The organism is Pseudocoprococcus catus, from assembly GCF_019734885.1.
GTDB lineage: Bacteria > Bacillota > Clostridia > Lachnospirales > Lachnospiraceae > Coprococcus_A > Coprococcus_A catus.
Window position 1 is genome coordinate 16,884 of sequence record NZ_JAAXCM010000064.1, and the last position, 25,240, is coordinate 42,123.

Consider the following 25,240-nt stretch of genomic DNA (forward strand, 5'->3'; position numbering starts at 1 on the left):
TTTTAACTAAAGGCAATACGGGGGTTATCCTTTGTAAACAGGATTCCTCTTATTCTACAACTGAAGTAAACTGCTTACACTTTATTTAAAATATGCCACACCGGATTCAAAGATCTTCTGATCCGGATTGCCGTAAATATTTCTTGCAACGGCTTCACCGATTCGCTCGGAATGTCCCATCTTGCCAAGGATACGTCCGTCAGGGCTTGTGATACCCTCAATAGCCGCATAGGAAGCGTTCGGGTTGAAATCCTCATCCATAGTTGGATTGCCGTCTAAATCAACATACTGGGTTGCCACACAGCCTGCTGCAAAAAGCTTCTTGATCCATTCATCACTGGCTACGAAACGTCCTTCGCCATGGGAAATCGGGATTGCATAGACTTCACCAGGTACCGCACCTGCCAGCCATGGGGATTTGTTGGAAACAACCTTTGTATAAGCCACCTTTGAAATATGACGGCCGATGTTGTTGGTTGTCAGTGTCGGGGAATCCGGCTGCTGCGGTGTAATTTCGCCGTAAGGCACCAGACCAAGCTTGATCAGTGCCTGGAAACCATTGCAGATACCAAGAGCCAGACCATCTCTCTCATTGAGCAGCTTCATAACCGCTTCTTTCAGTTTTTCATTTCTGAAAGCTGTAGCAATGAATTTACCGGAACCGTCCGGTTCATCACCGGCTGAGAAACCGCCTGGGAACATAATAATCTGTGCATCGCTGATACCTTTGACAAAGGCATCGACAGATTCACGGATACCGTCTGCACTTAAGTTTCTGAATACCTGTGTCTGAACTTTTGCACCGGCTTTTTCAAAGGCTTTCATGGAATCGTATTCGCAGTTTGTACCCGGGAATACAGGGATAAATACCTTTGGTTGTGCAATCTTGTGGTTGCAGATCACAATGCTACCCTCTTTATAAATCGGTGTCTCAATCTTCTTCTGCTCAACACCTGAACGTGTTGGGAAGACTTTTTCAAGGGTGCCTGTCCATGCTTTCAGTGCCTCATCCATTGTCACAACAGTGTCACCGTATGTGAACTGTGTATCATCTGTCACTTCACCGATCAGTGTATAAGCCACATTGACTTTATCAAGAGCATCCGCCGGTACTTCTGCGATCATGCATCCATATTCACCTGTCTTAAACAAATCTTCTGCTTTCACAGTGCTGTCAATCTTAGCGCCCAGCTTGTTGCCGAAAGCCATCTTGGATACAGCTGCTGCAACGCCGCCAAAACCGAGTGTATAAGCGGAGATGACAACTTTATCCTGAATCAGCTGATGAATCGCTGTGTAAAGAGCTTTTGCCTGTTCGTAATCCGGCATATCATAAGCATCTCTTGCAATATCAAACTTCACAATCTTATTGCCGCTCTTCTTGAATTCCGGTGTAATAATATCCTGCTGTTTTGCCACATCCACTGCAAAGGAAACAAGGGTTGCCGGTACATGGATATCATTGAAGGAACCGGACATGGAGTCCTTACCGCCGATGGATGGCAGTCCGAAACCGATCTGTGCTGTGTATGCACCAAGGAGAGCGCTCATTGGCTCGCCCCAGCCCTTTGCATCCTCAGTCATACGTTTGAAGTATTCCTGGAATGTGAAACGAATCTTACTGAAATCACCGCCTGCTGCCACAATCTTAGCAACAGATTCTACAACCGCATAAGCAGCACCGTGATATGGGCTCCAATTGGAAAGATATGGGTTAAAACCATAGCTCATCATAGTGACTGTATCTGTTTTGCCCTTTAATACAGGGAGTTTTGCTACCATGGACTGTGTCGGTGTCAGCTGATATTTGCCGCCGAATGGCATAAATACGCTGCCTGCGCCAATGGAAGCATCAAACATTTCCACAAGACCTTTCTGTGAGCAAACATTTAAATCTGCCAGATCTTTCAGCCATGCTGCTTTCACATCAGCCACATCTGCCTTTTCTTCAAAATAGCTGTCTGCCTTTGAAGCTGTGCCTACGATAACATCTGTTTCCTGATGAGCACCGTTTGTATCAAGAAAAGCTCTGGAAATATTCACGATTTCCTTGCCTCTCCAGTGCATCACAAGACGTGGGTCTTCTGTTACCTCAGCCACGCAGGTTGCCTCAAGATTTTCTTCTTCGGCATAAGCCATAAATTTGTCCACATCCTTCGGATCAATGACAACCGCCATACGCTCCTGGGATTCTGAAATTGCCAGTTCTGTTCCGTCAAGGCCGGCATATTTCTTCGGTACTTTGTCTAACTGGATCTGAAGACCTGCTGCCAGCTCGCCGATAGCAACGGATACACCGCCGGCACCAAAGTCGTTGCATTTCTTAATCAGGCGTGAAACTTCCGGACGTCTGAACAGACGCTGAAGCTTTCTCTCTGTCGGCGCATTACCTTTCTGAACTTCCGCACCGCAGGTGTCGATGGACTGGGAGTTATGAGCCTTTGATGAGCCTGTTGCACCGCCGCAGCCATCACGGCCTGTACGTCCACCCAGGAGAATAATAATATCTCCCGGATCAGAAGTCTCTCTGATAACATTGCTTCTAGGAGCTGCTGCCATCACCGCACCGATTTCCATACGTTTTGCCACATAGTCCGGATGATAGATCTCATTGACAAGACCTGTAGCCAGACCAATCTGGTTACCATAGGAACTGTAGCCGCTGGCTGCACCTGTTACCAGTTTTCTCTGAGGCAGCTTGCCTTCCAGCGTCTTTTCCATCGGTACTGTCGGATCAGCCGCACCTGTCACACGCATGGCCTGATAAACATAAGTACGTCCTGACAGTGGGTCACGGATCGCACCGCCGAGGCAGGTAGCTGCACCACCGAAAGGCTCGATTTCTGTTGGATGATTATGTGTCTCATTCTTAAAGTTAATGAGCCACTCTTCTGTCTTTCCGTCAATCTCAACAGGAACAATAATACTGCAGGCATTGATCTCGTCTGTTTCTTCCTGATCATCTAACTTGCCGTCTTTCTTCAGTTTTCTCATAGCCATCAGGGCAATATCCATCAGGGAAACATATTTATCCTTGCGTCCTGCAAAGATTTCTGCACGATGGGCCTGATACATATCATAAGCAGCCTGCATCGGTGCCTTATAATCACCATCCTCAAATGTGACATTCTTCAATTCAGTCTGGAATGTGGTATGACGGCAATGATCAGACCAGTATGTATCCAGCACTCGAATCTCTGTCATAGACGGATCACGACTCTCTTCTGCCGCAAAATGTTCCTGAATAAACTGGAAATCCTTGAATGTCATGGCCAGTCCCAGAGAATCATACAGTGCCTTTAATTCTGCTTCCGGCATGGTTCTGAAGCCATCAAAAATCTTCACATCTGCCGGTTCTTCATATTCTGTCACCAGTGTTTCAGGCTTATCTGCATTGTTCTCTCTGGAATCTACAGGGTTGATACAGAAATCTTTGATATGCGCCAGTTCCTCCTCAGAACATGCGCCGGCAATCACATAGGTTGTTGCGGAACGGATCACCGGTTCTTCATTTTCATTCAAAAGCTTGACGCACTGTTCAGCAGAATCGGCTCTCTGATCAAACTGTCCAGGCAGTGCCTCAACAGAAAAAGCAGTTTCTCCTTCCTGCATCGGAAATGCTTCTTCATATAATACATCAACCGGAGGCTCTGAAAAAATCGTAATCTTAGCCTCCTCATAAGTTTTGTCGGAAATATTTTCAATGTCATAACGAATGAGTACACGAACACCAGTTACTGTGCGGATACCAAGGTAATCACGGATATTCTCAAACAAATCCTTGGCTGCTACGGCATAAGCCGGTTTCTTCTCCACATATATTCTTCTAACGCTGCTCATAATGACCTCCCTTAATTCGGCATGGTATCTTAATTTACCTTTTTACTATATCACAAATATTTTTATTAATAAAATTAATATATTTAAATTCATTTATGACTTCAGCTAATGATCAAATCTGCATAAAAACAAACATACTGCTTATCCTATCTATAAAGAGCACTCATCATTTTATAAGGAGATGTAATAATTATGGCAAAAAAATCCATTACCAGGCATAATGCAAAATGTGATCACCTGGATTATCTGAAAACAAGTGCTTCCGACACGGAATGCACCGGCGTTGTTTACACCGGACCCCTGAATGATGTAGAACTGGATAATATTAACGATGTCTATGCCTTTGAGCCGGAACCGGCAAAAAAAAGAGAAGTCTGAGAAAATTTTTATATCCCCAAAAAGCTTTCTATGCTACAATTCTTTTATAGAAAGCTTTTTTATTTAGATTTTTTTTACAATCATTAATACCACTATCCGGGTAACCCGTTAAAGACGTGAAGCGTCTTTCATTCTCTTTCATATTCCCTCAGGAGGTTCTTATGCTGAAAAAATATTCTATTCCAATCATTATGTGGCTGGTTTTTGAAAGTATTGCCATCATTCTCTGGCAGACACTGGACAATATCTTTTATCTTTTTAATTTTTCATACATAGGCACATCCATTGCCATCGGACTTTTTCTCTTTGCCCGCAAACAGCAATATGCCCGCCATGTCATTCAGTTTGCCGTTGGGCTTTATATGCTGGGCTATCTCGGCTTTCTTCAGCATGAAAACATGCAGATTGAAGGTTTTTGGTATTATCTGTTCCTGGGTGTTTTTGAAGCTGCCACCATTCACTATGCCGTGGCCAAAATCTTTGGACCATTTATCTTCGGACGGGGCTGGTGCGGCTATGCTTGTTGGACAGCTATGATCCTTGATTTACTGCCTTTTAAAACACCCGCATCTTCCCGCAGAAAATGGGGATTCATCCGCTATATTGTTTTTGTCGGTTCCCTGCTTTTTGTCAGCAGCCTTTTTCTGCTTCATGTCCAAAACATTGAACAAATTATGTGGTACAGTTTTCTCATCGGCAATCTTATATACTATGTTGTTGGCATTGCACTGGCTTTTATCTGCAAAGACAACCGGGCTTTCTGCAAATATATCTGTCCTGTCACCGTCTTTTTGAAGCCGGCCAGCCGTTTTGCCCTTTTCCATATCAAACTGGACCCGGACAAATGTATCAGCTGCAAAAAATGCGAAAAAAACTGCCCGATGAATGTTGAGATTCTCAACATAACCGAGCAGCATAAAAACCGTTCCGAATGTATTCTCTGTATGCAGTGCGTGGACGAGTGTCCGAAAGGTGCTTTAAAACTGTAGCCTTATTTATGCAATCGCCGTATCACCTTAAACACCACCGTGTTTTCCAGTACCAGCGGTTCATTGTGGGCAAAGAAGACGATACCGTCCGTAGGTGCCACGATCTGCATGGTGACATCTCCTTCATAAGGATCGATAACTAATAAGTGCCGATGACACAACTGTTTCTACTATTATCATCTACCATACCATCTTTGATAATTTTTTTCTCACCATAGACATCCTGCAAAAAGTAATTCAGTGCCTTCACTCTCTGAATAAGGCCTTTTTCAATAGTAGCAAATTGATCCGCCGGTATGACACGTGGAATAGCATCAAAGGGAAAAAGCTGTTCTTTAAAATTTCCATTCTTATATATTCCAAACCGTACGCCATATCGTGCCAGCATGTCATTAATCAACGCTTTATTATCCAATAATTCCTGCATGTACTGACGCCTCCCTCTTCACGTTTTTCATCACCGTTTTTTTCTTAAGCCACCATTACTTTTTTCACTTCACAGTTATCATTTACTTTCTACGCATTTTATGATATATTTTAATTATTCTTACTAATAAATAAAACAGTTTTTATTTATAACTGCTGTTAACCGGAGGAACTATGGATATCAATTACGAACTTTATAAAGTTTTCTATTATGTTGCCAAGACACTCAGCTTTTCTGACGCTTCCAAGCGCCTGTTCATCTCACAGTCCGCAGTCAGTCAGTCGATCAAAGCTCTGGAGAAGAAGCTGAACCAACATCTCTTTATTCGAAGCACCAAGCGTGTCAAATTAACTCCGGAAGGTGAAGTTCTCTTCAAGCACATCGAACCTGCCGTGAATCTGATCATGCGCGGTGAGAACCAGATCCTGGATGCCAATGCATTAAATGGCGGACAGCTTCGTATCGGTGCCAGCGATACCATCTGCCGATATTATCTGGTTCCTTATCTTCAGGCTTTCCATGAGCATTTCCCGAATGTCCATATCAAAGTCACGAACGGTACCTCCGGCAAGTGCGTGGATTTTCTTGAAAACGGTCAGGTTGACTTAATTGTTACCAACTATCCGAATCCTCGAATGAATACCGTAGGCAATATCCGCAAGGTCAAGGATTTCAAGGATGTTTTCATTGCCAACAGGAACTTTGAACATCTGAAGAATCATCCTCTGAACTTTGAAGAACTGCTGCAGTATCCGATTCTGATGCTGGACAAGAGCAGTATGACCAGCGAATTTCTTCACAACATCTGCCAACAGCGCCAGTTGGATCTGGTACCCGAAGTCGAACTCAGCAGTAACGATCTGCTGATTGACCTTGCCCGTATCGGCCTTGGCATTGCGTTTATTCCTGACTTCTGCCTGCCTGATGACGACCCTGACCTTTTCAAACTGACCATGTCTGAAGTTTTCCCATCCCGTCAGCTGGTTGTCGGATATAACGACAAGCTGCCGATATCCGAAGCTGCGAAGTATTTTATTGAAAGTCTGAACGAGGATAAATAACTACTCAGTGAGGAAATGAAACCTGACAAATCATTGAATGATGAGCTAATCAAACACTGAAATCGAAAAAAGCTGCTGCTCTGCGGTCATACCGTAAAGCTGCAGCTTTATCTATGTGTGTTGTTTTATTCTCTGCGACTTACTCTGCGCCGTTGAATAACTCATTGAACTCCTGTTCATCGAGCATCTCATCGAAATAATCTGATACAAGTTCAAACTCATCATCATCTTCGATTGTCTCCAGATTCACCTCATCATCGCCCAATTCTTCAAAACGATACAGGAAGATCTGTGCATCTTCTTCCACATGTCCTTCGTCATTCATAGGCAGAAGTGCGATATACTCTCTGTTATTCACCGGAAAAACATTCAAAACGATACATTCCAGCTTTCCGCCGTCATCCAGATCAAGTGTCATTGTATCTCTGTCTTTAAACTCAGAGTCTTTTGGTTGTCCCATTTATTTACCTCGTTTCATAAAAAATGTATAACTGCCGGCAAATGCGATTGGATGTGCAGCCGCCCACAAACAGTTACAAAATCAAACAATCCGTTCCCTAATTTTATATCATACTTCCTGTATTTTTTCAATACTAAGACTGTATTTTTAGCAATTGATTTGCCAGACAGAACTGTATATCCAGCTTCTTTTCCTGGCGTACTTTGTCGAACTTGATGATGATTGCTTTGTCCGTCACTTCTTTGATCACACCGGCACCATATGTCTGATGAATCACATGAGTCCCAGGTTTCACTGCATCCCGGTCCACAAGAATCTCCCCAACAAAACGTGACATCACCATCGGACGGCCATAACGTTCCTTCAGGAAGAAGATATGCAGTCTGGACTTGGCACGGGTCATCGCCACATAAAACATCCGACGCTCTTCTTCAATATCCGCATCCAGAAGTGCCTTATGATGGGGCGTCACCGTCTCGTTGGCATCCACAATAAACACAACCTGATATTCCAATCCTTTGGAATGATGCATGGTCGCCAGTGCCACACCATCTGTCTTCTCTTCACGCTGCTTTCTGGCCTGCTTGCGCAGCTGCTCTGTATATTCTTCAATATGACCGAACCATTCCTCATAGGTTGTATAATTTCTGGCACTATCCTGAAGTTCGTCCAGAAGTTCCAGAAGATCCTGTCCGTCTAATTTGCGTTCCTCTGCATACTTCTCAAGAAATTCATCATAACCAATGCCGTGGCGGATATAATTGATAGCTGCAAATGGCTGCATCTGCGTCAGCATATGGACATCATAGGCAAATTTTGACAATCTTTCCTGCATCCAGGGCTTATCTTCATACCGCTCCATCAGTACATCAAAAGCCACCTGCCGCTCATCAAGCATCTGCCTGCTCACATAACGGTTCGGTCGGTTGATAATCCTCAGATAGTGACTTCTGGCTGTACTTCCCAAGGCAATCTGTATGTAAGCCATCATATCCTGAGTCACCCAGTGCTGATAGATATTCGGCATGGCATCCTGCATTTTGAATGGAATATTATACTCCATCATCTTCTCCAGCAGCATTCTGGCCTGAGTATTGGTGCGAAACAGCACCGCCATCTCATGATAAGGAATTCCCTGTCCATGATAATCGCGAATTTCACGGATAACCGCCGCATTCTCATCAGCCGGGCTTTGAAACACACGGATATCAATGGGTTCTTCCTCCGGCCGTGCTGCCCGGATCTGCTTGTCAAAACGCTGCCTGTTGTTCTTGATCACACATCCCGCCCCACGGACAATGGCTGCCTGACTGCGGTAATTGACAGAAAGAAAGACCTTCTTCACTTCCGGAAAATCCTTCTCAAAATTCAGCATGATCTCCGGTCTGGCCCCCCTGAACCCATAAATAGACTGGTCATCATCCCCCACGATAAATATATTGTTCTGAGGCAATGCCAGCATCCGGATCAGTTTGTACTGCAGCAGATTGATATCCTGAAATTCGTCGATCAGAATATACTGAAACTTGTGCTGCCAGGCTGCAAGGATATCCTTTCTCTGGGTAAAAAGTTCCCAGGTATAAACCAGCATATCCTCGAAGTCGATGAGTCTGCTGTTCTCCATCCTCTGAACATACTGCTTATAAATATCCCTGAAAACAGAGGTGGCACAGCTGGTGGCATAATAATGCTCAATCTCCATCATGCTGCCTTTAACAAGCCCAATCTCACTGAGCACATCATTCACAAACTCGCTGACATTGTCCGGTTCCACCGGCATATCTTCGATGATCTCACGGATCAGCTGCTGCTTCTGTTCTTCACGGATAATATTGGACGCCGTATAGTTGTAAGCATGTTTCAATACAGAAAAGAAAATCGCATGAAAAGTACCGAAACTTACAGGCATCGGCCTGCCATCCATCAGAGAAACAAAACGCTGCCGCATTTCATCTGCGGCAGCTTTTGTAAATGTCACAACCAGGATGCCTGCCGGATGAACACCGGCATGCTCAATCAGCCATTTCACGCGATGGGTGATGACCATGGTCTTGCCAGACCCAGGTCCGGCAAGTACCATCATCGGCCCCTTATCATGGCAGACTGCCTGAAGCTGAGACTTATTTAAATTCATAAAGCCTCCTATGCTTCCTGGCTTAATCTGTCAATGGCTGTCTGAATTCTTGCAAGAGATTCTTCCTTGCCAAGAACTTCCATCAGTTCAGTTGCACCGCCAGGTGTCATCTGCTTGCCGGATAAAGCCACACGGATCGGCCACATAACAAAACCTACCTTCTTCTCTTTATCCTTTGCATACTGACCCAGCAGTTCAAACAATGCATCGTTGCTGTAATCTTCCTGTTTCTCCAGTAAAAGCTGAACTTCCCTCAGCACTTCCAGAGAATTCTCAAGATTTGTCTTATTCTTCTTGTGTACGTACATGCTGATATCATAATCAGGTACCTGTTCGATAAAATCAATCTGATCCTTGATATCTGCCCAGATCTCGATACGTGTCTTGATCATAGCTGCAAGCTTCTCAAAGTTTACATCCTTTGAAACAACTTCCTTCATATGAGGCAGTGCCATCTCATAGAACCTGTCGAAATCCATCTTCTTTAGATACTCACCATTCATCCAGCGAAGTTTTGTCATATCAAAAACAGCAGGTGTCTTGCTCATATGATGATAATCAAATGCTTTCACCAGTTCTTCCAGTGTAAAGAATTCATTGTTGTCCTCAGGACTCCATCCTAGAAGTGCCACAAAATTGATAACCGCTTCTGTCAAAAATCCCTGATCAATAAGATCTTCATAAGAAGCATGACCACTTCTCTTGCTGAGCTTCTTGTGCTCTTCATTAGTGATCAGCGGGCAGTGTACATATACAGGCACTTCCCATCCGAATGCATCGTACAGACGATTATACTTCGGTGAGGAAGAAAGGTATTCATTACCTCTGACAACATGTGTAATGCCCATCAGATGGTCATCCACAACATTGGCAAAGTTGTATGTAGGGAAGCCATCGGATTTGATCAGGATCATATCATCCAACTCTGCATTCGGCACGGTGATATCACCATAAATCTCATCATGGAAAGTTGTTGTACCCTCAACAGGGTTGTTCTGTCTGATAACATAAGGTACACCTGCTGCCAGCTTCGCTTCAACTTCTTCCTTGCTCAGATGCAGACAATGCTTATCATAATGGAAAATCTCCTTGCCATTCACTGTTGTGTGCAATGTTGCAAGACGCTCTTCATCGCAGAAACAATAATAAGCTTCACCCTTGTCGATCAGTTTCTTCGCATACTCAAGATAAATACCCTGAGCCTGTCTCTCACTCTGCACATAAGGACCTACGCCGCCGTCCTTATCCGGACCTTCATCATGGATCAGACCTGTGCTGGCCAGTGTACGATAAATGATATCTACCGCACCTTCCATCTCTCTCTCCTGGTCTGTATCTTCTATTCTTAATAAAAACTGTCCGTCCTCATGTTTTGCAATCAGATACGCATATAAAGCTGTTCTTAAATTGCCCACATGCATTCTTCCTGTAGGACTTGGCGCAAATCTTGTTCTTACTGTTTTAGCCATAACTTTGTCTCTCCTTTATTCACTATGGCCGCCGAAGCGGCCGTTATCTTTTTATGCGGATACTTCACCTGCTCCCATCTATTCACGGAATTTCGGTGATTTTCGCTTATTTACTCAGCTTATAATATAATATCCTATTCTCGTCCCGTAATCAAGGTTAAATCCCCTTATAGGAAACTATTTTTTTGCCTCTTCCGACGATATTCCTTCGCACGGTGCTTCCGGCAGCCCTGCCACCGAAGTGAGTAAACTGACAATCCCCGCCACAACCGCCGAAGATAAAACCATCCGCCAGTCAATAGCAGACAAAACCGTGCTCGTTCCCATGACTGCAACCGCTGTCTGGGCCATCGTCTTCACAGCCCGGATACTTGCATTGACCATCCATTTCCTTGTATCCACAGAATTTTTAAATACACAATTCTTAAACATGGACCTCCCTCCCCTACGATATTAATATGAGGAAGCGGCCAATCTGTACCCGATCATGCTCTTGTATTTATGAAAATAGTGTGTTACTATCCTTATAAATAGATGAATAATATTTCTCGTTTTCCCACACACATTATAATTTTGAAAGGATGTGTTCACATGCCATTACCCAAAAACAATTCTTATACAATCGAAGATATTTTTGCTCTTCCGGAAGGAAAAAGGGCTGAACTCATTGACGGACAGATTTATGATATGGCTCCACCAAGCCCATTTCATCAAAAATTGGTGATGGAACTTTCAGCTACAATTCGAAATTACATTCGTGCTAAAGGCGGATCCTGTGAAGTTTATCCCGCTCCATTCGCTGTATTCCTGAATAAAGATACACAGAATTATGTAGAACCGGATATTTCAGTTATTTGTGATGTGGACAAAATCGATCATAAAGGCTGCAATGGAGCACCTGATTTCATCATCGAAATTGTATCACCAAGCAGCCAACGCATGGATTATTTAACAAAACTTTTGAAATATCGTTCTGCTGGTGTTCGAGAATATTGGATTGTAAACCCAGTCACCAAAACTGTACAGGTATACTCATTTGAAGGAAATGAAAATTCCACGCAATATTCATTTGATAAAGAAATTCCCGTTACAATTTACAGTGACCTCAAAATTTGCATCTCAGATCTTCTAACAGGAAAATAAAATACAAAAGAAAAAAGCGGCTTCCATATGGAAACCGCTTCTATGCAGTTGACGGGACTTGAACCCGTACCCAGTTAACCCAGACTAGATCCTTAGTCTAGCGCGTATGCCAATTCCGCCACAACTGCGTTTGCTATTGCCTAAATAATATAACATATATCCGAATATTTGTCAAAGCTTTTTTTAATTTTAATCCAAAATTTTCCACCAGGCTCAATTGCAAAGTTAATTTCCACACCTTTTAGTAAGAAGAGCAGCACAATTAAATACTGCTCTTCTTGTTATCTTAGTGCATCTTGACTTCACAATCTTTTTTGTAACATGCTATGCCATATTGAATAATGCTACGCATACCATCTTCTTTCAATCTGGCTGTATATTTTTTCTCTTCAATCTGATTCAAAGCCTTCTGACAAGCCGCTGCCATATCTCCATTCTCTGCATATTTTAATTCAATAACAATTCCCGTGCGGCCAGAAGAAATCTTCTGCCTTCAGTTCTTCCTCTTTCCCCAGTCTTCCAAAAGTTCTGCGAGCATATCCGTTTTATCAACATAATAAAAATTCTCTTTCTGGCGCGCAGTGCCTTTTTATGTAATAGGGAATTCCAAAGGAATTTCCTATTGCACAAAAAAAGTCCTTGAAATTTCAAGGACTTTCATGCAGTTGACGGGACTTGAACCCGTACCCAGTTAACCCAGACTAGATCCTTAGTCTAGCGCGTATGCCAATTCCGCCACAACTGCGTTTTAAATTGTTATGAACTGCTTGCGCCGCTCACAGGTAATATCATACCATCTGTGAACCATTATGTCAACAATATTTTTCATATTTTTTTAAATTTTTTAAATTGTATATCGTTTTTACAAAATATTTTTTGCTCTACTATATACACTGCCTCCTAACTGCCTGTCTTCTGTTCTTCCACTGTTATTAGCATCTATTTCTCAATAGTACCAAATACTTGTCTTTGACATATCTTTTGCCATCCACTATAATGGAATATGTTGAAAAATAAAATATCAGGGCGTGCAAAGGCACCCTGAATAAGAATTGGAGATTTCCCATGCCTAAAAAGAAAGATTTTATTCTGATTGGCGTGCTGTTGGTTATTGCCCTGGTGGGACTGGCTGTAACCCGACTTCTGCAGCACCAGTCAGGTGCTTCCGTTACGATTACGGTATGTGGCGAAGTTTATGGTACTTATCCGCTGAATCAATCCCGAGAAATAGAGATCAGCGATGACAAAGGCTACAACAAGGTAGTCATTGAAAACGGCAGCGTTCATATGGAAGACGCTGACTGCCCGGATCAGTACTGCGTTCAGCATGCAGCGATCCATTCCAGCCATGAGACCATTATCTGCCTACCCCATGAACTGGTAGTTGAAATTACCGGCGGAGAAGTATCTGACGTAGATGTTATCACACAATAAAATAAGGAGATTATTATGACAAAGAAATTAACGATTTCAGCGCTTCTCGTTGCTCTGGCTATGATCTTCAGCTATGTTGAAGTCCTGATCCCATTTAATTTTGGTATTCCCGGCATCAAGCTTGGTCTTGCCAACCTTGTGGTGGTGGTTGCCCTTTACCTGTTAGACGCCAAACAGGCACTGATCATCTCTGTTGTACGAATTCTGCTTGTCTCCTTCACCTTCGGCAATATGGCCGCACTGCTCTACAGTATTGCCGGCGGTCTTCTGAGCTTCGTCGTGATGGTGCTCTGCCGGAAGATCAAAGGCCTGTCCACCATGGGCGTCAGCGTTGCAGGCGGTATCAGCCACAACATCGGCCAGATTCTCGTTGCCGTCTTCGTGGTCAAGAATCTGAACCTGCTCTTCTATCTGCCGGTGCTGATGATTGCCGGTATCATCACAGGTTTTCTCATTGGTCTGGTGGCCGGTCTGATTATTCCTTCTGTGAGAAAAGCTCTGCAGCTTTGATCTGCCGGGAATCTTATTATAAGGCTCACAGATCATGCAGCCTGCAAACCTTAATCGCGAAAAGCATCCTGCCATCGGGAGAATGATCCTGATGGCAGGATGCTTTTTATTCTTATTCGATCAGTAATCTCTTAATCTTCTCTCTTACCCTGAATCAGATAAGTAGTCTTACCTGCCGTAAAAGACTGCTCGAAATCTTCTTCCTCTGAGAGACTGATGAGAATATCATCGATCAGCATATCACCATCTGCATCCACATCAAAAGGAATATCCAGACCATACAGATAATCTGATACAGCATTCATCTCATCATGATACTCAGATGAATCAATATCCCCGATGAGAAATGTCTCCTTCTTCTCCTTCTTTCCCTTCGCCTGAACACGAATCTCTACCTTATACATATTCTTGTCCTCCAATGTCAACCCAAGGGCATCCTCATGCCTTCACGCCTCATTCAAGATGCTCCTCAATGTCCTTGTTTATGTAAAAACAGTATAACATATTCCATAAAAATTTGCACCATCCCGAATCTATATTTGACAATATTGTCACAATTTACTATAATAAGAGTTGGAAAACATATATTAAATATGTGAAGGGAGACTTAATTATGACACTCGACGAAATTAAAGTAGTTGGTATTGCTGGTGCAGGTACAATGGGCGCTTCCATGGCTCAGATTTTCGCACAGTATGGTTACACAGTTATCATTTATGATGCATTTGAAGCAGGTCTTGAAAGAGGTAAACACCTTGTAGAGATCAACCAGGCAAGCTTAGTTGAAGCTGGTGATATCACAGCAGAACAGTCTGCTGAAATCAAGACAAAACTCAGCTTTACAGGCGATATCAATGATCTTAAAGACTGCGATATCATCGTTGAATCCGTTCTTGAAAGACTTGACGTTAAACAGGATTTCTGGGTAAAGGCAGAAGCTGTTGTATCCCCTGACTGTATCCTTGCTACTAACACATCCGGTCTTTCTATTAACAAGATCTTCGCTAACTGCAAAGATAAGACAAGAGCCTGCGGTATGCATTGGTTCAACCCACCTCACATCGTTCCTCTGATCGAAGTTATCAACAACGATGAGACAAAGCAGGAAATCGCAGATACAGTTTACCAGCTGTCCTTAAAGATTGGCAAGAAACCTATCTACGTTAAGAAAGATGCTCTTGGCTTCATCGGCAACAGAATTCAGGCTGCTATCCTTCGTGAAGCTGTTTACATCGTTGAACAGGGTATCGGTGACTACAAAGACGTTGATGGTGCTATGAAGTACGGTCTTGGTTTCCGTTATGCCTGCCTTGGACCTTGCGAAGTTGTTGACCAGGGTGGTCTTGATGTTCATCATCATATCGCTACATACCTTTGGGAAGACCTTTCAGACGCTAAGTATCCATCAGGTGAATTCGAAGCAATTTACCAGGCTGGCAACTACGGTGTTAAGACAGGCAAAGGCTTCTATGATTACAGCGGTGACAAGGCTGACAAGGCTATCGAAGCTCGTGATGCTATGTACCTTGCAATGGCTAAGTGCAATCCAACAGGTGTTGGTGAAGAACACGGTTACGAAAACTAATATTTCGGATTAGCAGATATTTAATCTACGCGATATAATTAACTTTAAACTCCCCGGAGAAGATGCAAAACAGCATTCCTCCGGGGAGTTTTATCTGATATTTCTACTATTACGCAAAAAGAGCACCCCGAAATCAATCGGAATGCTCTTCACTATTCATCAATTCTGATTAAGCAAGTTTAGCCTTAGCTGTTTCACATAAAGCTGTGAAAGCTGCTGCATCGCTGATAGCCATTTCAGAAAGCATCTTTCTGTTAACTTCAACACCTGCAAGCTTAAGGCCGTGCATCAGTTTGCTGTAAGATAAACCGTTCATTCTTGCAGCTGCATTGATTCTTGCGATCCAAAGCTGTCTGAACTGACGCTTTCTCTGTTTTCTGCCTGCGTAAGAACTTGTTAAAGCTCTCATTACGGACTGTTTTGCTACTCTATACTGTTTAGATCTGGCACCTCTGTAACCTTTAGCCAGTTTTAAAACTCTGTTATGTTTCTTCTTAGCGTTTAAGCCGCCTTTAATTCTTGCCATTTTGTCGTTCCTCCGTTTCTATTACAGGTAAGGTAAAATCTTCTTCATTACCTTTGCGTTAGTTGAATCTGTCATAGCTGCATGTCTGAGATTTCTCTTTCTCTTTGCAGATTTCTTTGTTAAGATGTGGCTCTTATAAGCTTTCATTCTCTTTAACTGACCAGTACCTGTTTTTTTGAAACGCTTTGCAGCTGCTCTACTTGTTTTTACCTTTGGCATTTTAATGTCCTCCTTAATATGAAAATGGTCTAATTACGTTTTTCAACTAAAAACATAACCATGCTCTTACCTTCCAGCTTGGCAGGCTTATCAATTACCGCAATATCTGATAACTTCTGAGCAAAATCTTCCAGAATCGTCTTGCCGACTGCTGTATGGGCCAGTTCTCGTCCTCTGAAACGAACAGCAACTTTGACCTTATTGCCGCTTGATACAAACTTCCTTGCCTGATTCACCTTGGTGTTCAGGTCATTCGTATCAATATTCGGTGATAAGCGGACCTCTTTCACTTCGATGGTCTTCTGCTTCTTGCGTGCTTCCTTCTCTTTGCGCGCCTGCTCATATCTGTACTTGCCGTAATCGATAATCTTGCATACAGGTGGTTTGGCCGTCGGAGCGATCTTCACCAGATCCAGATTCGCCTCTCTGGCTAATTTCATTGCATCTCTGGCTGACATGATACCTAACTGTTCGCCGTCTTCCCCAATCAGTCGGATCTCTCGATCTCTGATCTGCTCATTAATCATTAACTCGCTAATAATTGACACCTCCATGTCTCATGACTTCTATTCATAACATTAAACTGAAAAATGGTGAGCAGAAATCTACTCACCATTTAAGACACGTAATGTGTAAAATACTTAAATATGAACCCAAGTCATCTGAAATGCTAAGGTGAGAGTGAGTACTCTGCTTTCTTCGTAACGGATGTTGTGTCTATCACACAACTTTATATAGTTTAACACCTTATCATTTCAATGTCAATAGCATATTTTCATTTTTATCACATAAATTTTATTTTTATCTTCAATCCGCCTTTTAGTTCAGTTCAAATAACTGACGATGTTTCAGGTCAATGCCGGCCCACTTGGTACTGGTCTTCGGCTCGCCGTAAAGGTAAACGGTACTTGTCACCTTGACATAGAGTCTGCAGTCTTTCCTGTAGCCATTTCCTTCACCAGAAGTCGCTGATCCTGCAGTTCTCAGATACTGCTCCGGCTCAGGCACTGTCAACTTAAAGGCATTATTCTCCTTCAGGTGGAAGAGACCGTCATCACTTACATTTATTGTATCGCCATTATAATCTGTCAGTGTTCCAATATTTTTTGTAATATCGGCAAGCCTCGTATCCACAGGTGCATCTTGAATCTCCTCTCCATTCTCGCTGTCAATGTAAAACTGCAGTGTCATCTCCTGCTTCTCCACATCTTTCTGATTCAGATCAGCGCTGACCATGTTGTAGTCCTTGACATTCACATAGAAGTCCATAGTTTTCTCAAGAACATTGGCTTCACCATCTGTCCATGCAGACTGATCCGTCGAATAGTAGCGGGTTTTTTCAATATCTGCAGTGGGGTTAAGTTCTTCTACAAAATTAACTTCCGGATCAACCGCAGTAACATTGGCAGCTGCGACCATGGCGTTGATAAAGAGCTTAATTTCTTCTTCATTCGATACTGTACTATGGCCCACACCGGTATAAATGACATTGCCTCTGCTGTAGAAATAATAATTGTTTCTCACATCATTCGGTGATTGATTATACAATGTATTGTTGGCCAGGCAATACCATACCACCACATCGGATTTGCCGTCACTGCGGCCATTGATATCCTTGTCCTGCTCCATTGCCAGCTGATTCCACTGCCAATGTGTCTTCGCAATGGAAATCGTATCTCCCATACGATACGGATATTGGGTAATGGCACCATCATTCACCTTTGAAGCTGTTGTAGTCAGGTCATCACTTGTTCCAAGTGAAATTCTCTTAACAGAAATCAGATTATTGGTATATGCCTGTACCTGTGCATAGCTTGCCTGTCTGTTTCCACCGGTTGTATAAGCAATATCACCAGCCAGTTTCTGAAGCTCTTCAAAGCTGACCTTATACCCATCTGTCAGTCCCTCCCCCTTCTTCAGCAAAGCTGAAACGGTTGTACCCGACTCGCCAATTGTATCCTGTGATGTGACAGAATATCGGTCCATGCCGACAAATGCACGCAAAAGCTGGTTCAGAGAATAGCCCCAGGTGCCTTTACCTGCATCTATCAATCCCTGGTTATAAAAAATATGCGGCAGAGCATTTTTTCCCTCATTATCATACTCACTTGCATCCTTGACTGCCATTGTCTTATGCATGTTATAAAAATCATAATTCATATATGAGGTCGTATCATGTGTAAAGATAATACTCTTTCCTTTTTTTACATAATCAAGAATTGCCTCCACCTGTCCATTTTTATTGGATATATCAGGATAATCATCATCAAAGCCCATAATGACCATCTGTACATCCTGTAATCTCTCTGCCAGTTTTTCCTTTGTATTATATTTGCCATCCTTATTATTAATATCTGTTGCCCAGATTTGATCAATTTGAATATCAAAATCCTCAATATTTTGAATCATCGACTTAAAAGTACTGTCATTTTTCAAATTCCACGTACCTTTCGCCGATGGTTTTATCTCAGTAGACGGCAATATCTGCAGTACCTTAATGACCTGCTTTTGGCCACTTTCATTTTTCTGTTTTGCATAGCCGGTCTGTGATGTATGGACATAACTATTGCGATTGCTTGTAACCTCCAGCTTCCACGTAATGAGCTTGTAGTAGTCCTCCGGAATCTTTCTTGTGAGTGTATAGGTTTCCCCTTCAGCAAGCTCATAAAAGCTTCTGTCCCCATCTGTTGTCTGTGTCATGACATTTCCTTTGGAATCCTCAATGACAATATATTTGCTCTGCTCTTCTTTTTCAGATAAATTACCGTCAAAATTCAAATCCAGATATAACTTACAGTCATAGGAGTGGTCATCTCGACTTCTTCATCGTAATAGTCTGCCAGTTTCTCCAGCATGTCCTCGATGTTACCTGTTTCTTCACCGATACCGGTCATATGATACACCATCGGTGGAAAGATGCCTTCGCTTCGAAGCGGTTCGGAAAGTGGAATACCTTTCATAACTTCTTCCTTGGCCTTCATAAAGGCGTTGGCATAATGCACATTTTTCATGATACCTGCAATGATATCCAGACAGGCTGTCATGGGCAGTCCTGCTGCCAGCAGTGTACTCATGGTTCTGGCAAATTGTGCACAGGCTGTCTTCACTGTCAGCTTGCCAAAGAGGGGCACACGCATCTTAAAGTCATCAATGGCACTACGCCCTGTATCGGTTTTGTAAGCGGTTCGATAAGCAAATACAATCAGAGCCACAACAATCAGGATCACATACCAGTGGCTGGCCGTCCATTTACTGGTATTCATGACTGCCATGGTCAATGCCGGCATCTCTACATCCAGATCTGCAAACATATCGATGAAGATCGGGATAACGAAAAGCAGCATAACTGCCGCAACGCCGATGGCTGCACAGACCAGAATGATCGGATAAATCGTTGCTTTGCGGATGGTTGCCTTCAGTTTTGCTTCCTTTTCAAAGTGAACCGCCATTCTGGAGAAAGCCATCTCAAGGTTACCCGAAGATTCACCGGCTTTGACCATGTTGACCATCATCAATGGGAAGATATCCGGAAAAGCCAGCAGGGAATCCGCCAGTGTATTACCTTTCTCAACATTCACCAATACTTCCGAAATGGCACTCTTAAGCCATTTATTCTCTGTCTGCTCCGACAGCATCTGCAGTGCCTCCTTCATAGGCACACCGGCCTCGGTGATGCTGACAAACTGTCGGCAGAATACACACAAATCTCTGGACTTTACTTTTCTGCCCACAGAAAAATCGATATTTTTGTTCATGATGCCCTGTTCACGGATAGACATCGGCAAAAGCCCGTCTTTACGCAGCTGTTCAGCGACTCTCTCCTTGTCGTCAGCCTCCATGCTGCCCTTGACTTCTTTGCCCGCCGCATCAACAGCAACATAGGAAAATCCCGGCATAATTCAAGTCCTCTCTTATAACATCTTAAAATCCACTTTGTTGTTCATCATCACAGGATCCTGAGCATAGGATACCGCAGATTCTGCGCTGATATCACCTCTCAGGAACAGATCATAGATGGCATCATCCATGGTCTGCATGCCCCGGCGCTTGCCTGTCTGTATGATGGAAGGGATCTGATAGGTCTTATTCTCACGAATCAGATTGCGCACCGCATTATTGGCAAAAAGCACCTCAAGAGCCGCCACTCGGCCATGACCGTCCTCTTTGCAGATCAGCTGCTGAGAAACAATGCATTCCAGTACGGATGCCAACTGGATACGGATCTGCTGCTGCTGGTTTGGAGGGAACACATCGATGATTCGATCGATGGTCTTGGCTGCACCGATGGTATGCAATGTAGACAACACCAGATGGCCTGTCTCAGCTGCCGTCAGCGCCGTGGAAATCGTCTCAAGATCTCGCATCTCTCCCACAAGGATCACATCCGGGTCTTCTCGAAGGGCTGCGCGCAGTGCCTGGGTGTAGTCACTTGAATCACTGCCGATCTCTCTCTGATTCACAATGGACTTCTGGTGTCTGTGAAGATATTCAATCGGATCCTCCAATGTAATAATATGATACGGATACGTGCGGTTGATAATATCCACCAAAGATGCCAGTGTCGTAGACTTGCCGCTTCCCGTCGGTCCTGTTACCAGAACGAGCCCCCGCCGTTTCTGAGTCAGTGCCTGTACCTCCTCCGGAATACCGAGGCTTTTGGCTTCCGGTATACTAAACGGCAGACATCGCATAACAGATGCCAGTGTTCCGCGCTGTTTAAAAATGCTCACACGAAAACGTCCAACGCCGCGGATGGCATATGCCAGGTCCGTTTGTCCGTTTTCCTCCAGTTCTTTTCTGTGACGCTGGTCAAGAATCGGAAGAAGCAATTCTTCCATATCCTTCGGCATCAGCTTCTCGCCTTCCTGAGGGATCAGCATACCATCTATCCTGAAGAATGGTGAACATCCTACAGTAAAATGGATATCTGATGCATGGGCTGCCACAGAGTCCTTTAAAACTTTATCTAAAGTATACATAAGCCTTCCTATCCAGCATATAATGCTTATTCAAATACCTGCTCACAGCTGTCTGTTCACAGTTATCAATTAACTATTATTCACAGTTGTTGATTGTTCAATCATTATTTATTCATAGGATGCCTTCAGCATTTCATCTACAGATGTGATGCCCTCAAGCACATAGCGGATGCCATTCTCGCGAAGGGTTCGCATACCGCTTCTCTTCGCCGCATCAGCCAACTGTTCTGTTGAAGCGTTCTTCGCAATCAAAGAACGAATCTCCTCATTCACTTCCATAATCTCAAAAACAGCAATCCGACCAAAGAAACCGGTCTGATTACAGAAATTGCAACCTGCCGGCTTAAAGATCTCCACATCTTCTTCAGGAGGCTTCCTGAGAATCCGCTTCTCTTCTTCAGAAGCCATATAGACTTTGCGGCAATGCGGACAAAGCTTACGAACCAGTCGCTGGGCAATAACGCCGATCATAGAATCGGCGATAAGGTAATTCTCCACACCCATGTCTGCCATACGGCTCAAAGTACCTACAGCATTGTTCGTATGCATGGTAGAAACAACCAGATGGCCGGTGATGGAAGCCTGAACAGCAATGGAAGCCGTCTCCTGGTCTCGGATCTCACCGATCATAATGATATCCGGATCCTGACGAAGAATCGAACGAAGGGCTGATGCGAATGTCAGAGCTACCTTCGGATTCACCTGAATCTGGTTGATGCCTTCGATATCCGCCTCCACAGGATCCTCAACAGTGACAATATTCACAGCTTCCCTGTTCATCTCGCTAAGTGCTGTATACAGTGTTGTAGACTTGCCGCTTCCGGTAGGTCCCGTGACAAATATAATACCAAAAGGATGTGCCATCATATGGTCAAAACGATGCAGCTCGTCATCACTGAGTCCCAGTTCCTTCTTCTCACGAGTCAGATTCAGCTTGGAGGAAATACGAAGCACCAGCTTCTCGCCATGAACCGTTGGAATAGAAGAAATACGGATATCATACTCCTGTCTGTCCACCATAATCGTCATACGGCCATCTTGAGGCTTTCTCTTCTCAGAGATATCCATACCGCCCATAATCTTGATACGGGTGGAAATAGCCGGAAGCAAACTATTGTCATAGACCATCTTCTCATAAAGCGCACCATCGATACGGTATCGGACACGTACCTTCTCCTGCAGTGCTTCTATATGAATATCACTGGCACGCTGACGAATGGCCTGTTCAATCAAAGACCGCACCAGCTGAACAATCGGAGCATCGCTGACATCCGTCTCTGTCTCTTCTTCAATCCCTCCCCGCAGCTGGGCACGTTCTCTTGTAAATCGACGCGCCGCATCCATGGTCTCTGAAGCGCCATAGCACCGGTCAATGGCTGTCAGTACCTCTCTGGTTGTTGCGATATACGGTTCCACCTGCAGATTCGTTACAATGGATATATCATCAATGGCTGCCATATCCATAGGATCAGCCATCGCAAGATGCAGAATATTGGCATTGTACGGATCCAGTTCAAACGGAATACATTGATACTTCTTCAGCAGTGACACATTGACAAGATTACGCACTTCCTTCGGTATCACAACTCCGGACAGACGGACAACCTTCAGTCCAAGCTGCATCTGAAGTGCACGGACGATCATCTCTTCTGTGATCATGCCGCTGTCCACAAGTACCTCGCCAATCTTCTTGCCTGTTCCCTTCTGAAGTTCCAGTGCTTTCTTCAATTGATCTTCTGTTATAATATGCTGCTTGATAAGGATATCACCAAGACGCATCCTCTCTCGTCTAAGAGCCATTCTCTCATCCTCTTTTTCACACTTTTTTCACACTTTTATACTTACCATTATTATATCCATGCCAAAAGTACCTGTCAATTCAACTTTTAGCTATTTCTTAGCTAATTTTGTCAATTTTACCGTAAAGCCATTATTCCTGCTTGTTTTCTGCCTTGTTCGTCTTTAATGTATTGTAAATCTTCTGCATCCTCTGATCTGTATTGGCAATGACGTCGGAACAATCCTTCAGTTCTGCCGCAATTTCATCCGGCACATCCCCCTCTGTCTTGTACTTGAGCTGATGTTCCAGACTGGCCCAGAAATCCATGGCAATGGTTCGGATCTGAACTTCTACCTTCAGTGGCTTGCACCCATCTGAGAAGAAAACCGGAATCTGTACCACCAGATGAAGACTTCTGTAACCATTCGGCTTCGGATTAGCAATATAGTCCTTCACCTCCAGAAGTGTAATATCATTCTGTGAAGTCAGCATATCCGCCACCATATAAATATCCTGTACATAGCTGCAGATAACACGGATACCTGCCACATCGTGAAGATTATCCTCCACTGATTGCAAAGTTACCGGATACCCTCTTCGCTTCAGCTTCTCCAAAATACTTGCCGGTTTCTTCACACGGTACTTAATATACGAAATCGGGTTATGGCTCCGCTGAACCTGAAACTCATCATTGAGCACTTCCAGCTTCGTCCGCACCTCCCGGATAGCACAGCTGTACATCATCATCAGCTGCTGAAACTGCTCTGCCACTTCTCTGAAAGCCCCGATGCTCTCTGCCAGATCCACATTCTGAAGGATCACTGTCTCCAGATCTATATCTTTCCCCACTGCAACTGTATTCTCATCCATACCCCTTATCTCCGTTTCTTTATTATTCAAGACACGCTTATCTGCAAGTCTTGATGCAGAATTCATATCTGCTTCGCAGACATATTTTGTGAATTCCTATATTTTATCATTTACCCCTGCTCACATGAAAATTCGGAGAGAAGCGTTCATCAGTCTTCCTCTCCGAACGTCTGTTGATTTTCCATAATAATACAACTTTATGTTTATATTATATGAAGAATATCCCCTTTTTTCAACTAATTTTTCCTCTGAATAAAATCAAATATAAAATGTAAACAGTCTAACTCGAAATCTATCATCAAATATCAAGAGGAATCCTGTTTACAAAAGATAAAAAGAGAGGATATCCGCAAAGGGCATCCTCTCTTTGATCATTTATCGTTCTATTCTCTTATCCTGACTGTTTAGGACAGCTAATGATTAGTCAGCTAATGCAGCTGTGATGATAGCCATAGAGTAAACTTCTTCAGCATTGCATCCACGAGACAGGTCGTTGATTGGTGCATTCAGGCCTAACAGAATTGGGCCGTAAGCATCAAAGTTACCAAGACGCTGAGCGATCTTGTAACCGATATTACCTGCGTTGATGTCAGGGAATACGAAGACGTTGGCGTGACCTGCAACCGGGTTGTTAGGGCATTTTGTACGTGCAACACGCGGAGAAACAGCGGCATCAAACTGTAATTCACCTTCAATTGGAAGAGTTGGAGCCTGTTCCTTAGCCATAGCTGCTGCTGTACGCATCTTGTCTACATCTTCACCTTTACCTGAACCCAGTGTAGAGTAGCTCAGGAAAGCAACCTTAGGATCGATACCGAAAATACGTCCGCATTCTGCACATTCGATAGCGATTTCTACCAGTTCTTCTGCTGTAGGTTTGATGTTGATCGCACAGTCTGCCATAGCCAGAACTTCGTTCTCACCTGTAGCAGATGGACGAACCATGATGAAGCATGAAGATACGATCTTGTTGCCTGGTTTTGTCTTGATCAGCTGAAGAGCCGGGCGAACGGTATCAGCTGTTGAGTATGTAGCACCACCAAGAAGAGCATCAGCAACACCCATCTTTACAAGCATTGTACCGAAATAGTTGCCTGCCTGTAAAGTCTTACGTGCTTCTTCAGGCTGAACGTTCTTGCCCTTACGAAGTTCACAGAACATATTGATCATCTCGTCCATTCTGTCATAGTTCTCAGGATCAACGATCTGTGCGCCTCTGATATTATATCCATATTTTTCTGCAGCAGCCTGTACAGCTTCTTCGTTACCTACCAGGATTGGTGTAAGGAAATTGGAAGCCAGCAGACGTGAAGCTGCTTCAAGAATTCTTTCATCTGTACCTTCTGTAAAAACGATTCTCTTCGGAGATTCTTTCAGTTTCTGAATCATCATACCGAAGCCCTGCATATTCTTGCTCATGATATATATTCCTCCTA

23 protein-coding genes, 2 tRNA genes and 1 pseudogene are annotated in these 25,240 nt (G+C 43.6%); 7 read left to right on the top strand and 19 right to left on the bottom strand.

What is annotated here, in order from left to right:
• Nucleotides 1–81: 81 nt before the first annotated feature.
• Nucleotides 82–3,840: a phosphoribosylformylglycinamidine synthase gene (locus HED67_RS15875; RefSeq protein WP_221718854.1), complete on the bottom strand. Its 3,759-nt coding sequence runs from the start codon at nucleotides 3,838–3,840 to the stop codon at nucleotides 82–84.
• Nucleotides 3,841–4,032: 192 nt separating this feature from the next.
• On the opposite strand from HED67_RS15875, the gene HED67_RS15880 reads away from it, so the two are divergent.
• Together HED67_RS15880 and HED67_RS15885 are read left to right on the top strand one after the other, a co-directional pair.
• Nucleotides 4,033–4,218 carry a hypothetical protein gene (locus HED67_RS15880; protein ID WP_221718855.1) on the top strand — a complete coding sequence of 62 codons (186 nt, stop codon included), beginning with the start codon at nucleotides 4,033–4,035 and terminating at the stop codon, nucleotides 4,216–4,218.
• 161 nt (nucleotides 4,219–4,379) lie between these two features.
• Nucleotides 4,380–5,207: a 4Fe-4S binding protein gene (locus tag HED67_RS15885; RefSeq protein WP_221718856.1), complete on the top strand. Its 828-nt coding sequence runs from the start codon at nucleotides 4,380–4,382 to the stop codon at nucleotides 5,205–5,207.
• Between the two features lie 139 nt (nucleotides 5,208–5,346).
• On the opposite strand, the gene HED67_RS15890 is transcribed toward HED67_RS15885, so the two are convergent.
• Nucleotides 5,347–5,634: a circularly permuted type 2 ATP-grasp protein gene (locus HED67_RS15890; RefSeq protein ID WP_178439842.1), complete on the bottom strand. Its 288-nt coding sequence runs from the start codon at nucleotides 5,632–5,634 to the stop codon at nucleotides 5,347–5,349.
• A gap of 173 nt (nucleotides 5,635–5,807) precedes the next feature.
• Here HED67_RS15890 and HED67_RS15895 point away from each other — a divergent pair, with 173 nt between their 5' ends.
• Complete coding sequence (locus HED67_RS15895; RefSeq protein WP_015515391.1) at nucleotides 5,808–6,695, top strand: LysR family transcriptional regulator; 888 nt, start codon at nucleotides 5,808–5,810, stop codon at nucleotides 6,693–6,695.
• Between the two features lie 139 nt (nucleotides 6,696–6,834).
• Here HED67_RS15895 and HED67_RS15900 read toward each other — a convergent pair whose 3' ends face one another.
• From HED67_RS15900 to HED67_RS15915, 4 genes are all read right to left on the bottom strand, one after another.
• Nucleotides 6,835–7,155 carry a DUF1292 domain-containing protein gene (locus tag HED67_RS15900; RefSeq protein WP_015515390.1) on the bottom strand — a complete coding sequence of 107 codons (321 nt, stop codon included), beginning with the start codon at nucleotides 7,153–7,155 and terminating at the stop codon, nucleotides 6,835–6,837.
• A gap of 133 nt (nucleotides 7,156–7,288) precedes the next feature.
• Entirely contained in the window at nucleotides 7,289–9,289 is a 2,001-nt protein-coding gene (locus tag HED67_RS15905; RefSeq protein ID WP_221718857.1) for an ATP-dependent helicase, read from the bottom strand.
• 8 nt (nucleotides 9,290–9,297) lie between these two features.
• Entirely contained in the window at nucleotides 9,298–10,758 is a 1,461-nt protein-coding gene (gene gltX, locus HED67_RS15910; protein WP_221718858.1) for a glutamate--tRNA ligase, read from the bottom strand.
• Nucleotides 10,759–10,935: 177 nt separating this feature from the next.
• A complete protein-coding gene (locus tag HED67_RS15915) occupies nucleotides 10,936–11,190 on the bottom strand; it encodes a holin (protein ID WP_221718859.1) in 255 nt (84 codons plus the stop codon).
• 159 nt (nucleotides 11,191–11,349) lie between these two features.
• Between HED67_RS15915 and HED67_RS15920 the strand changes: the two genes are divergently transcribed.
• The gene (locus tag HED67_RS15920; RefSeq protein ID WP_215633294.1) at nucleotides 11,350–11,901 is read left to right on the top strand and encodes a Uma2 family endonuclease; all 552 of its coding nucleotides are present in this window, start codon (nucleotides 11,350–11,352) and stop codon (nucleotides 11,899–11,901) included.
• A 43-nt stretch (nucleotides 11,902–11,944) separates the two neighbouring features.
• Here HED67_RS15920 and HED67_RS15925 read toward each other — a convergent pair.
• The 3 genes and pseudogenes from HED67_RS15925 to HED67_RS15935 form a co-directional block, all read right to left on the bottom strand.
• Nucleotides 11,945–12,029: transfer RNA gene (locus HED67_RS15925), tRNA-Leu, on the bottom strand.
• A gap of 158 nt (nucleotides 12,030–12,187) precedes the next feature.
• Nucleotides 12,188–12,376: pseudogene (locus HED67_RS15930) on the bottom strand (PD-(D/E)XK nuclease domain-containing protein); the annotation flags it as partial.
• Nucleotides 12,377–12,561: 185 nt separating this feature from the next.
• Nucleotides 12,562–12,646: transfer RNA gene (locus HED67_RS15935), tRNA-Leu, on the bottom strand.
• A 320-nt stretch (nucleotides 12,647–12,966) separates the two neighbouring features.
• Here HED67_RS15935 and HED67_RS15940 point away from each other — a divergent pair.
• The gene (locus HED67_RS15940; RefSeq protein WP_221718861.1) at nucleotides 12,967–13,335 is read left to right on the top strand and encodes a NusG domain II-containing protein; all 369 of its coding nucleotides are present in this window, start codon (nucleotides 12,967–12,969) and stop codon (nucleotides 13,333–13,335) included.
• A 15-nt stretch (nucleotides 13,336–13,350) separates the two neighbouring features.
• Nucleotides 13,351–13,845, top strand: a complete 495-nt coding sequence (locus HED67_RS15945; RefSeq protein ID WP_221718862.1) for a Gx transporter family protein — start codon at nucleotides 13,351–13,353, stop codon at nucleotides 13,843–13,845.
• A gap of 131 nt (nucleotides 13,846–13,976) precedes the next feature.
• Here HED67_RS15945 and HED67_RS15950 read toward each other — a convergent pair whose 3' ends face one another.
• Nucleotides 13,977–14,249: a hypothetical protein gene (locus tag HED67_RS15950; RefSeq protein ID WP_178437735.1), complete on the bottom strand. Its 273-nt coding sequence runs from the start codon at nucleotides 14,247–14,249 to the stop codon at nucleotides 13,977–13,979.
• 209 nt (nucleotides 14,250–14,458) lie between these two features.
• On the opposite strand from HED67_RS15950, the gene HED67_RS15955 reads away from it, so the two are divergent.
• Nucleotides 14,459–15,430: a 3-hydroxyacyl-CoA dehydrogenase family protein gene (locus HED67_RS15955; RefSeq protein ID WP_117527308.1), complete on the top strand. Its 972-nt coding sequence runs from the start codon at nucleotides 14,459–14,461 to the stop codon at nucleotides 15,428–15,430.
• Between the two features lie 169 nt (nucleotides 15,431–15,599).
• Here the strand turns inward: HED67_RS15955 and rplT are convergent, their stop codons facing one another.
• The 9 genes from rplT to pta all read right to left on the bottom strand — a co-directional run bounded on the left by rplT (nucleotide 15,600) and on the right by pta (nucleotide 25,211).
• Complete coding sequence (gene rplT, locus HED67_RS15960) at nucleotides 15,600–15,956, bottom strand: 50S ribosomal protein L20 (protein ID WP_015515382.1); 357 nt, start codon at nucleotides 15,954–15,956, stop codon at nucleotides 15,600–15,602.
• 21 nt (nucleotides 15,957–15,977) lie between these two features.
• Nucleotides 15,978–16,175, bottom strand: a complete 198-nt coding sequence (gene rpmI / locus HED67_RS15965) for a 50S ribosomal protein L35 (protein WP_015515381.1) — start codon at nucleotides 16,173–16,175, stop codon at nucleotides 15,978–15,980.
• Between the two features lie 29 nt (nucleotides 16,176–16,204).
• The gene (infC, locus tag HED67_RS15970; RefSeq protein WP_178440455.1) at nucleotides 16,205–16,702 is read right to left on the bottom strand and encodes a translation initiation factor IF-3; all 498 of its coding nucleotides are present in this window, start codon (nucleotides 16,700–16,702) and stop codon (nucleotides 16,205–16,207) included.
• A gap of 292 nt (nucleotides 16,703–16,994) precedes the next feature.
• Entirely contained in the window at nucleotides 16,995–18,953 is a 1,959-nt protein-coding gene (locus HED67_RS15975; protein ID WP_221718863.1) for a DUF5057 domain-containing protein, read from the bottom strand.
• A complete protein-coding gene (locus HED67_RS15980; protein ID WP_221718864.1) occupies nucleotides 18,950–20,071 on the bottom strand; it encodes a type II secretion system F family protein in 1,122 nt (373 codons plus the stop codon). The genes HED67_RS15975 and HED67_RS15980 overlap by 4 nt, the downstream gene beginning before the upstream one ends.
• Before the next feature lie 15 nt (nucleotides 20,072–20,086).
• A complete protein-coding gene (locus tag HED67_RS15985; protein WP_221718865.1) occupies nucleotides 20,087–21,154 on the bottom strand; it encodes a type IV pilus twitching motility protein PilT in 1,068 nt (355 codons plus the stop codon).
• A 108-nt stretch (nucleotides 21,155–21,262) separates the two neighbouring features.
• Complete coding sequence (locus tag HED67_RS15990; RefSeq protein ID WP_221718866.1) at nucleotides 21,263–22,954, bottom strand: GspE/PulE family protein; 1,692 nt, start codon at nucleotides 22,952–22,954, stop codon at nucleotides 21,263–21,265.
• Between the two features lie 130 nt (nucleotides 22,955–23,084).
• The gene (locus HED67_RS15995) at nucleotides 23,085–23,804 is read right to left on the bottom strand and encodes a GTP pyrophosphokinase (RefSeq protein ID WP_221718867.1); all 720 of its coding nucleotides are present in this window, start codon (nucleotides 23,802–23,804) and stop codon (nucleotides 23,085–23,087) included.
• Between the two features lie 420 nt (nucleotides 23,805–24,224).
• Nucleotides 24,225–25,211 carry a phosphate acetyltransferase gene (gene pta, locus HED67_RS16000; protein WP_221718938.1) on the bottom strand — a complete coding sequence of 329 codons (987 nt, stop codon included), beginning with the start codon at nucleotides 25,209–25,211 and terminating at the stop codon, nucleotides 24,225–24,227.
• Between the last annotated feature and the right edge of the window lie 29 nt (nucleotides 25,212–25,240).

Bases quoted from the DNA above. Each gene is read 5' to 3' on its own strand.
- HED67_RS15875 (WP_221718854.1), bottom strand. From the start codon at position 3,840: ATGAGCAGCGTTAGAAGAATATATGTGGAGAAGAAACCGGCTTATGCC.
- gltX (WP_221718858.1), bottom strand. From the start codon at position 10,758: ATGGCTAAAACAGTAAGAACAAGATTTGCGCCAAGTCCTACAGGAAGA.
- HED67_RS15885 (WP_221718856.1), top strand. From the start codon at position 4,380: ATGCTGAAAAAATATTCTATTCCAATCATTATGTGGCTGGTTTTTGAA.
- HED67_RS15985 (WP_221718865.1), bottom strand. From the start codon at position 21,154: ATGTATACTTTAGATAAAGTTTTAAAGGACTCTGTGGCAGCCCATGCA.
- HED67_RS15880 (WP_221718855.1), top strand. From the start codon at position 4,033: ATGGCAAAAAAATCCATTACCAGGCATAATGCAAAATGTGATCACCTG.
- HED67_RS15945 (WP_221718862.1), top strand. From the start codon at position 13,351: ATGACAAAGAAATTAACGATTTCAGCGCTTCTCGTTGCTCTGGCTATG.
- HED67_RS15940 (WP_221718861.1), top strand. From the start codon at position 12,967: ATGCCTAAAAAGAAAGATTTTATTCTGATTGGCGTGCTGTTGGTTATT.
- HED67_RS15900 (WP_015515390.1), bottom strand. From the start codon at position 7,155: ATGGGACAACCAAAAGACTCTGAGTTTAAAGACAGAGATACAATGACA.
- rplT (WP_015515382.1), bottom strand. From the start codon at position 15,956: ATGGCAAGAATTAAAGGCGGCTTAAACGCTAAGAAGAAACATAACAGA.
- HED67_RS15955 (WP_117527308.1), top strand. From the start codon at position 14,459: ATGACACTCGACGAAATTAAAGTAGTTGGTATTGCTGGTGCAGGTACA.
- pta (WP_221718938.1), bottom strand. From the start codon at position 25,211: ATGCAGGGCTTCGGTATGATGATTCAGAAACTGAAAGAATCTCCGAAG.
- HED67_RS15980 (WP_221718864.1), bottom strand. From the start codon at position 20,071: ATGCCGGGATTTTCCTATGTTGCTGTTGATGCGGCGGGCAAAGAAGTC.
- HED67_RS15950 (WP_178437735.1), bottom strand. From the start codon at position 14,249: ATGTATAAGGTAGAGATTCGTGTTCAGGCGAAGGGAAAGAAGGAGAAG.
- HED67_RS15905 (WP_221718857.1), bottom strand. From the start codon at position 9,289: ATGAATTTAAATAAGTCTCAGCTTCAGGCAGTCTGCCATGATAAGGGG.
- rpmI (WP_015515381.1), bottom strand. From the start codon at position 16,175: ATGCCAAAGGTAAAAACAAGTAGAGCAGCTGCAAAGCGTTTCAAAAAA.
- HED67_RS15895 (WP_015515391.1), top strand. From the start codon at position 5,808: ATGGATATCAATTACGAACTTTATAAAGTTTTCTATTATGTTGCCAAG.
- HED67_RS15990 (WP_221718866.1), bottom strand. From the start codon at position 22,954: ATGGCTCTTAGACGAGAGAGGATGCGTCTTGGTGATATCCTTATCAAG.
- HED67_RS15915 (WP_221718859.1), bottom strand. From the start codon at position 11,190: ATGTTTAAGAATTGTGTATTTAAAAATTCTGTGGATACAAGGAAATGG.
- HED67_RS15920 (WP_215633294.1), top strand. From the start codon at position 11,350: ATGCCATTACCCAAAAACAATTCTTATACAATCGAAGATATTTTTGCT.
- HED67_RS15890 (WP_178439842.1), bottom strand. From the start codon at position 5,634: ATGCAGGAATTATTGGATAATAAAGCGTTGATTAATGACATGCTGGCA.
- infC (WP_178440455.1), bottom strand. From the start codon at position 16,702: ATGATTAATGAGCAGATCAGAGATCGAGAGATCCGACTGATTGGGGAA.
- HED67_RS15995 (WP_221718867.1), bottom strand. From the start codon at position 23,804: ATGGATGAGAATACAGTTGCAGTGGGGAAAGATATAGATCTGGAGACA.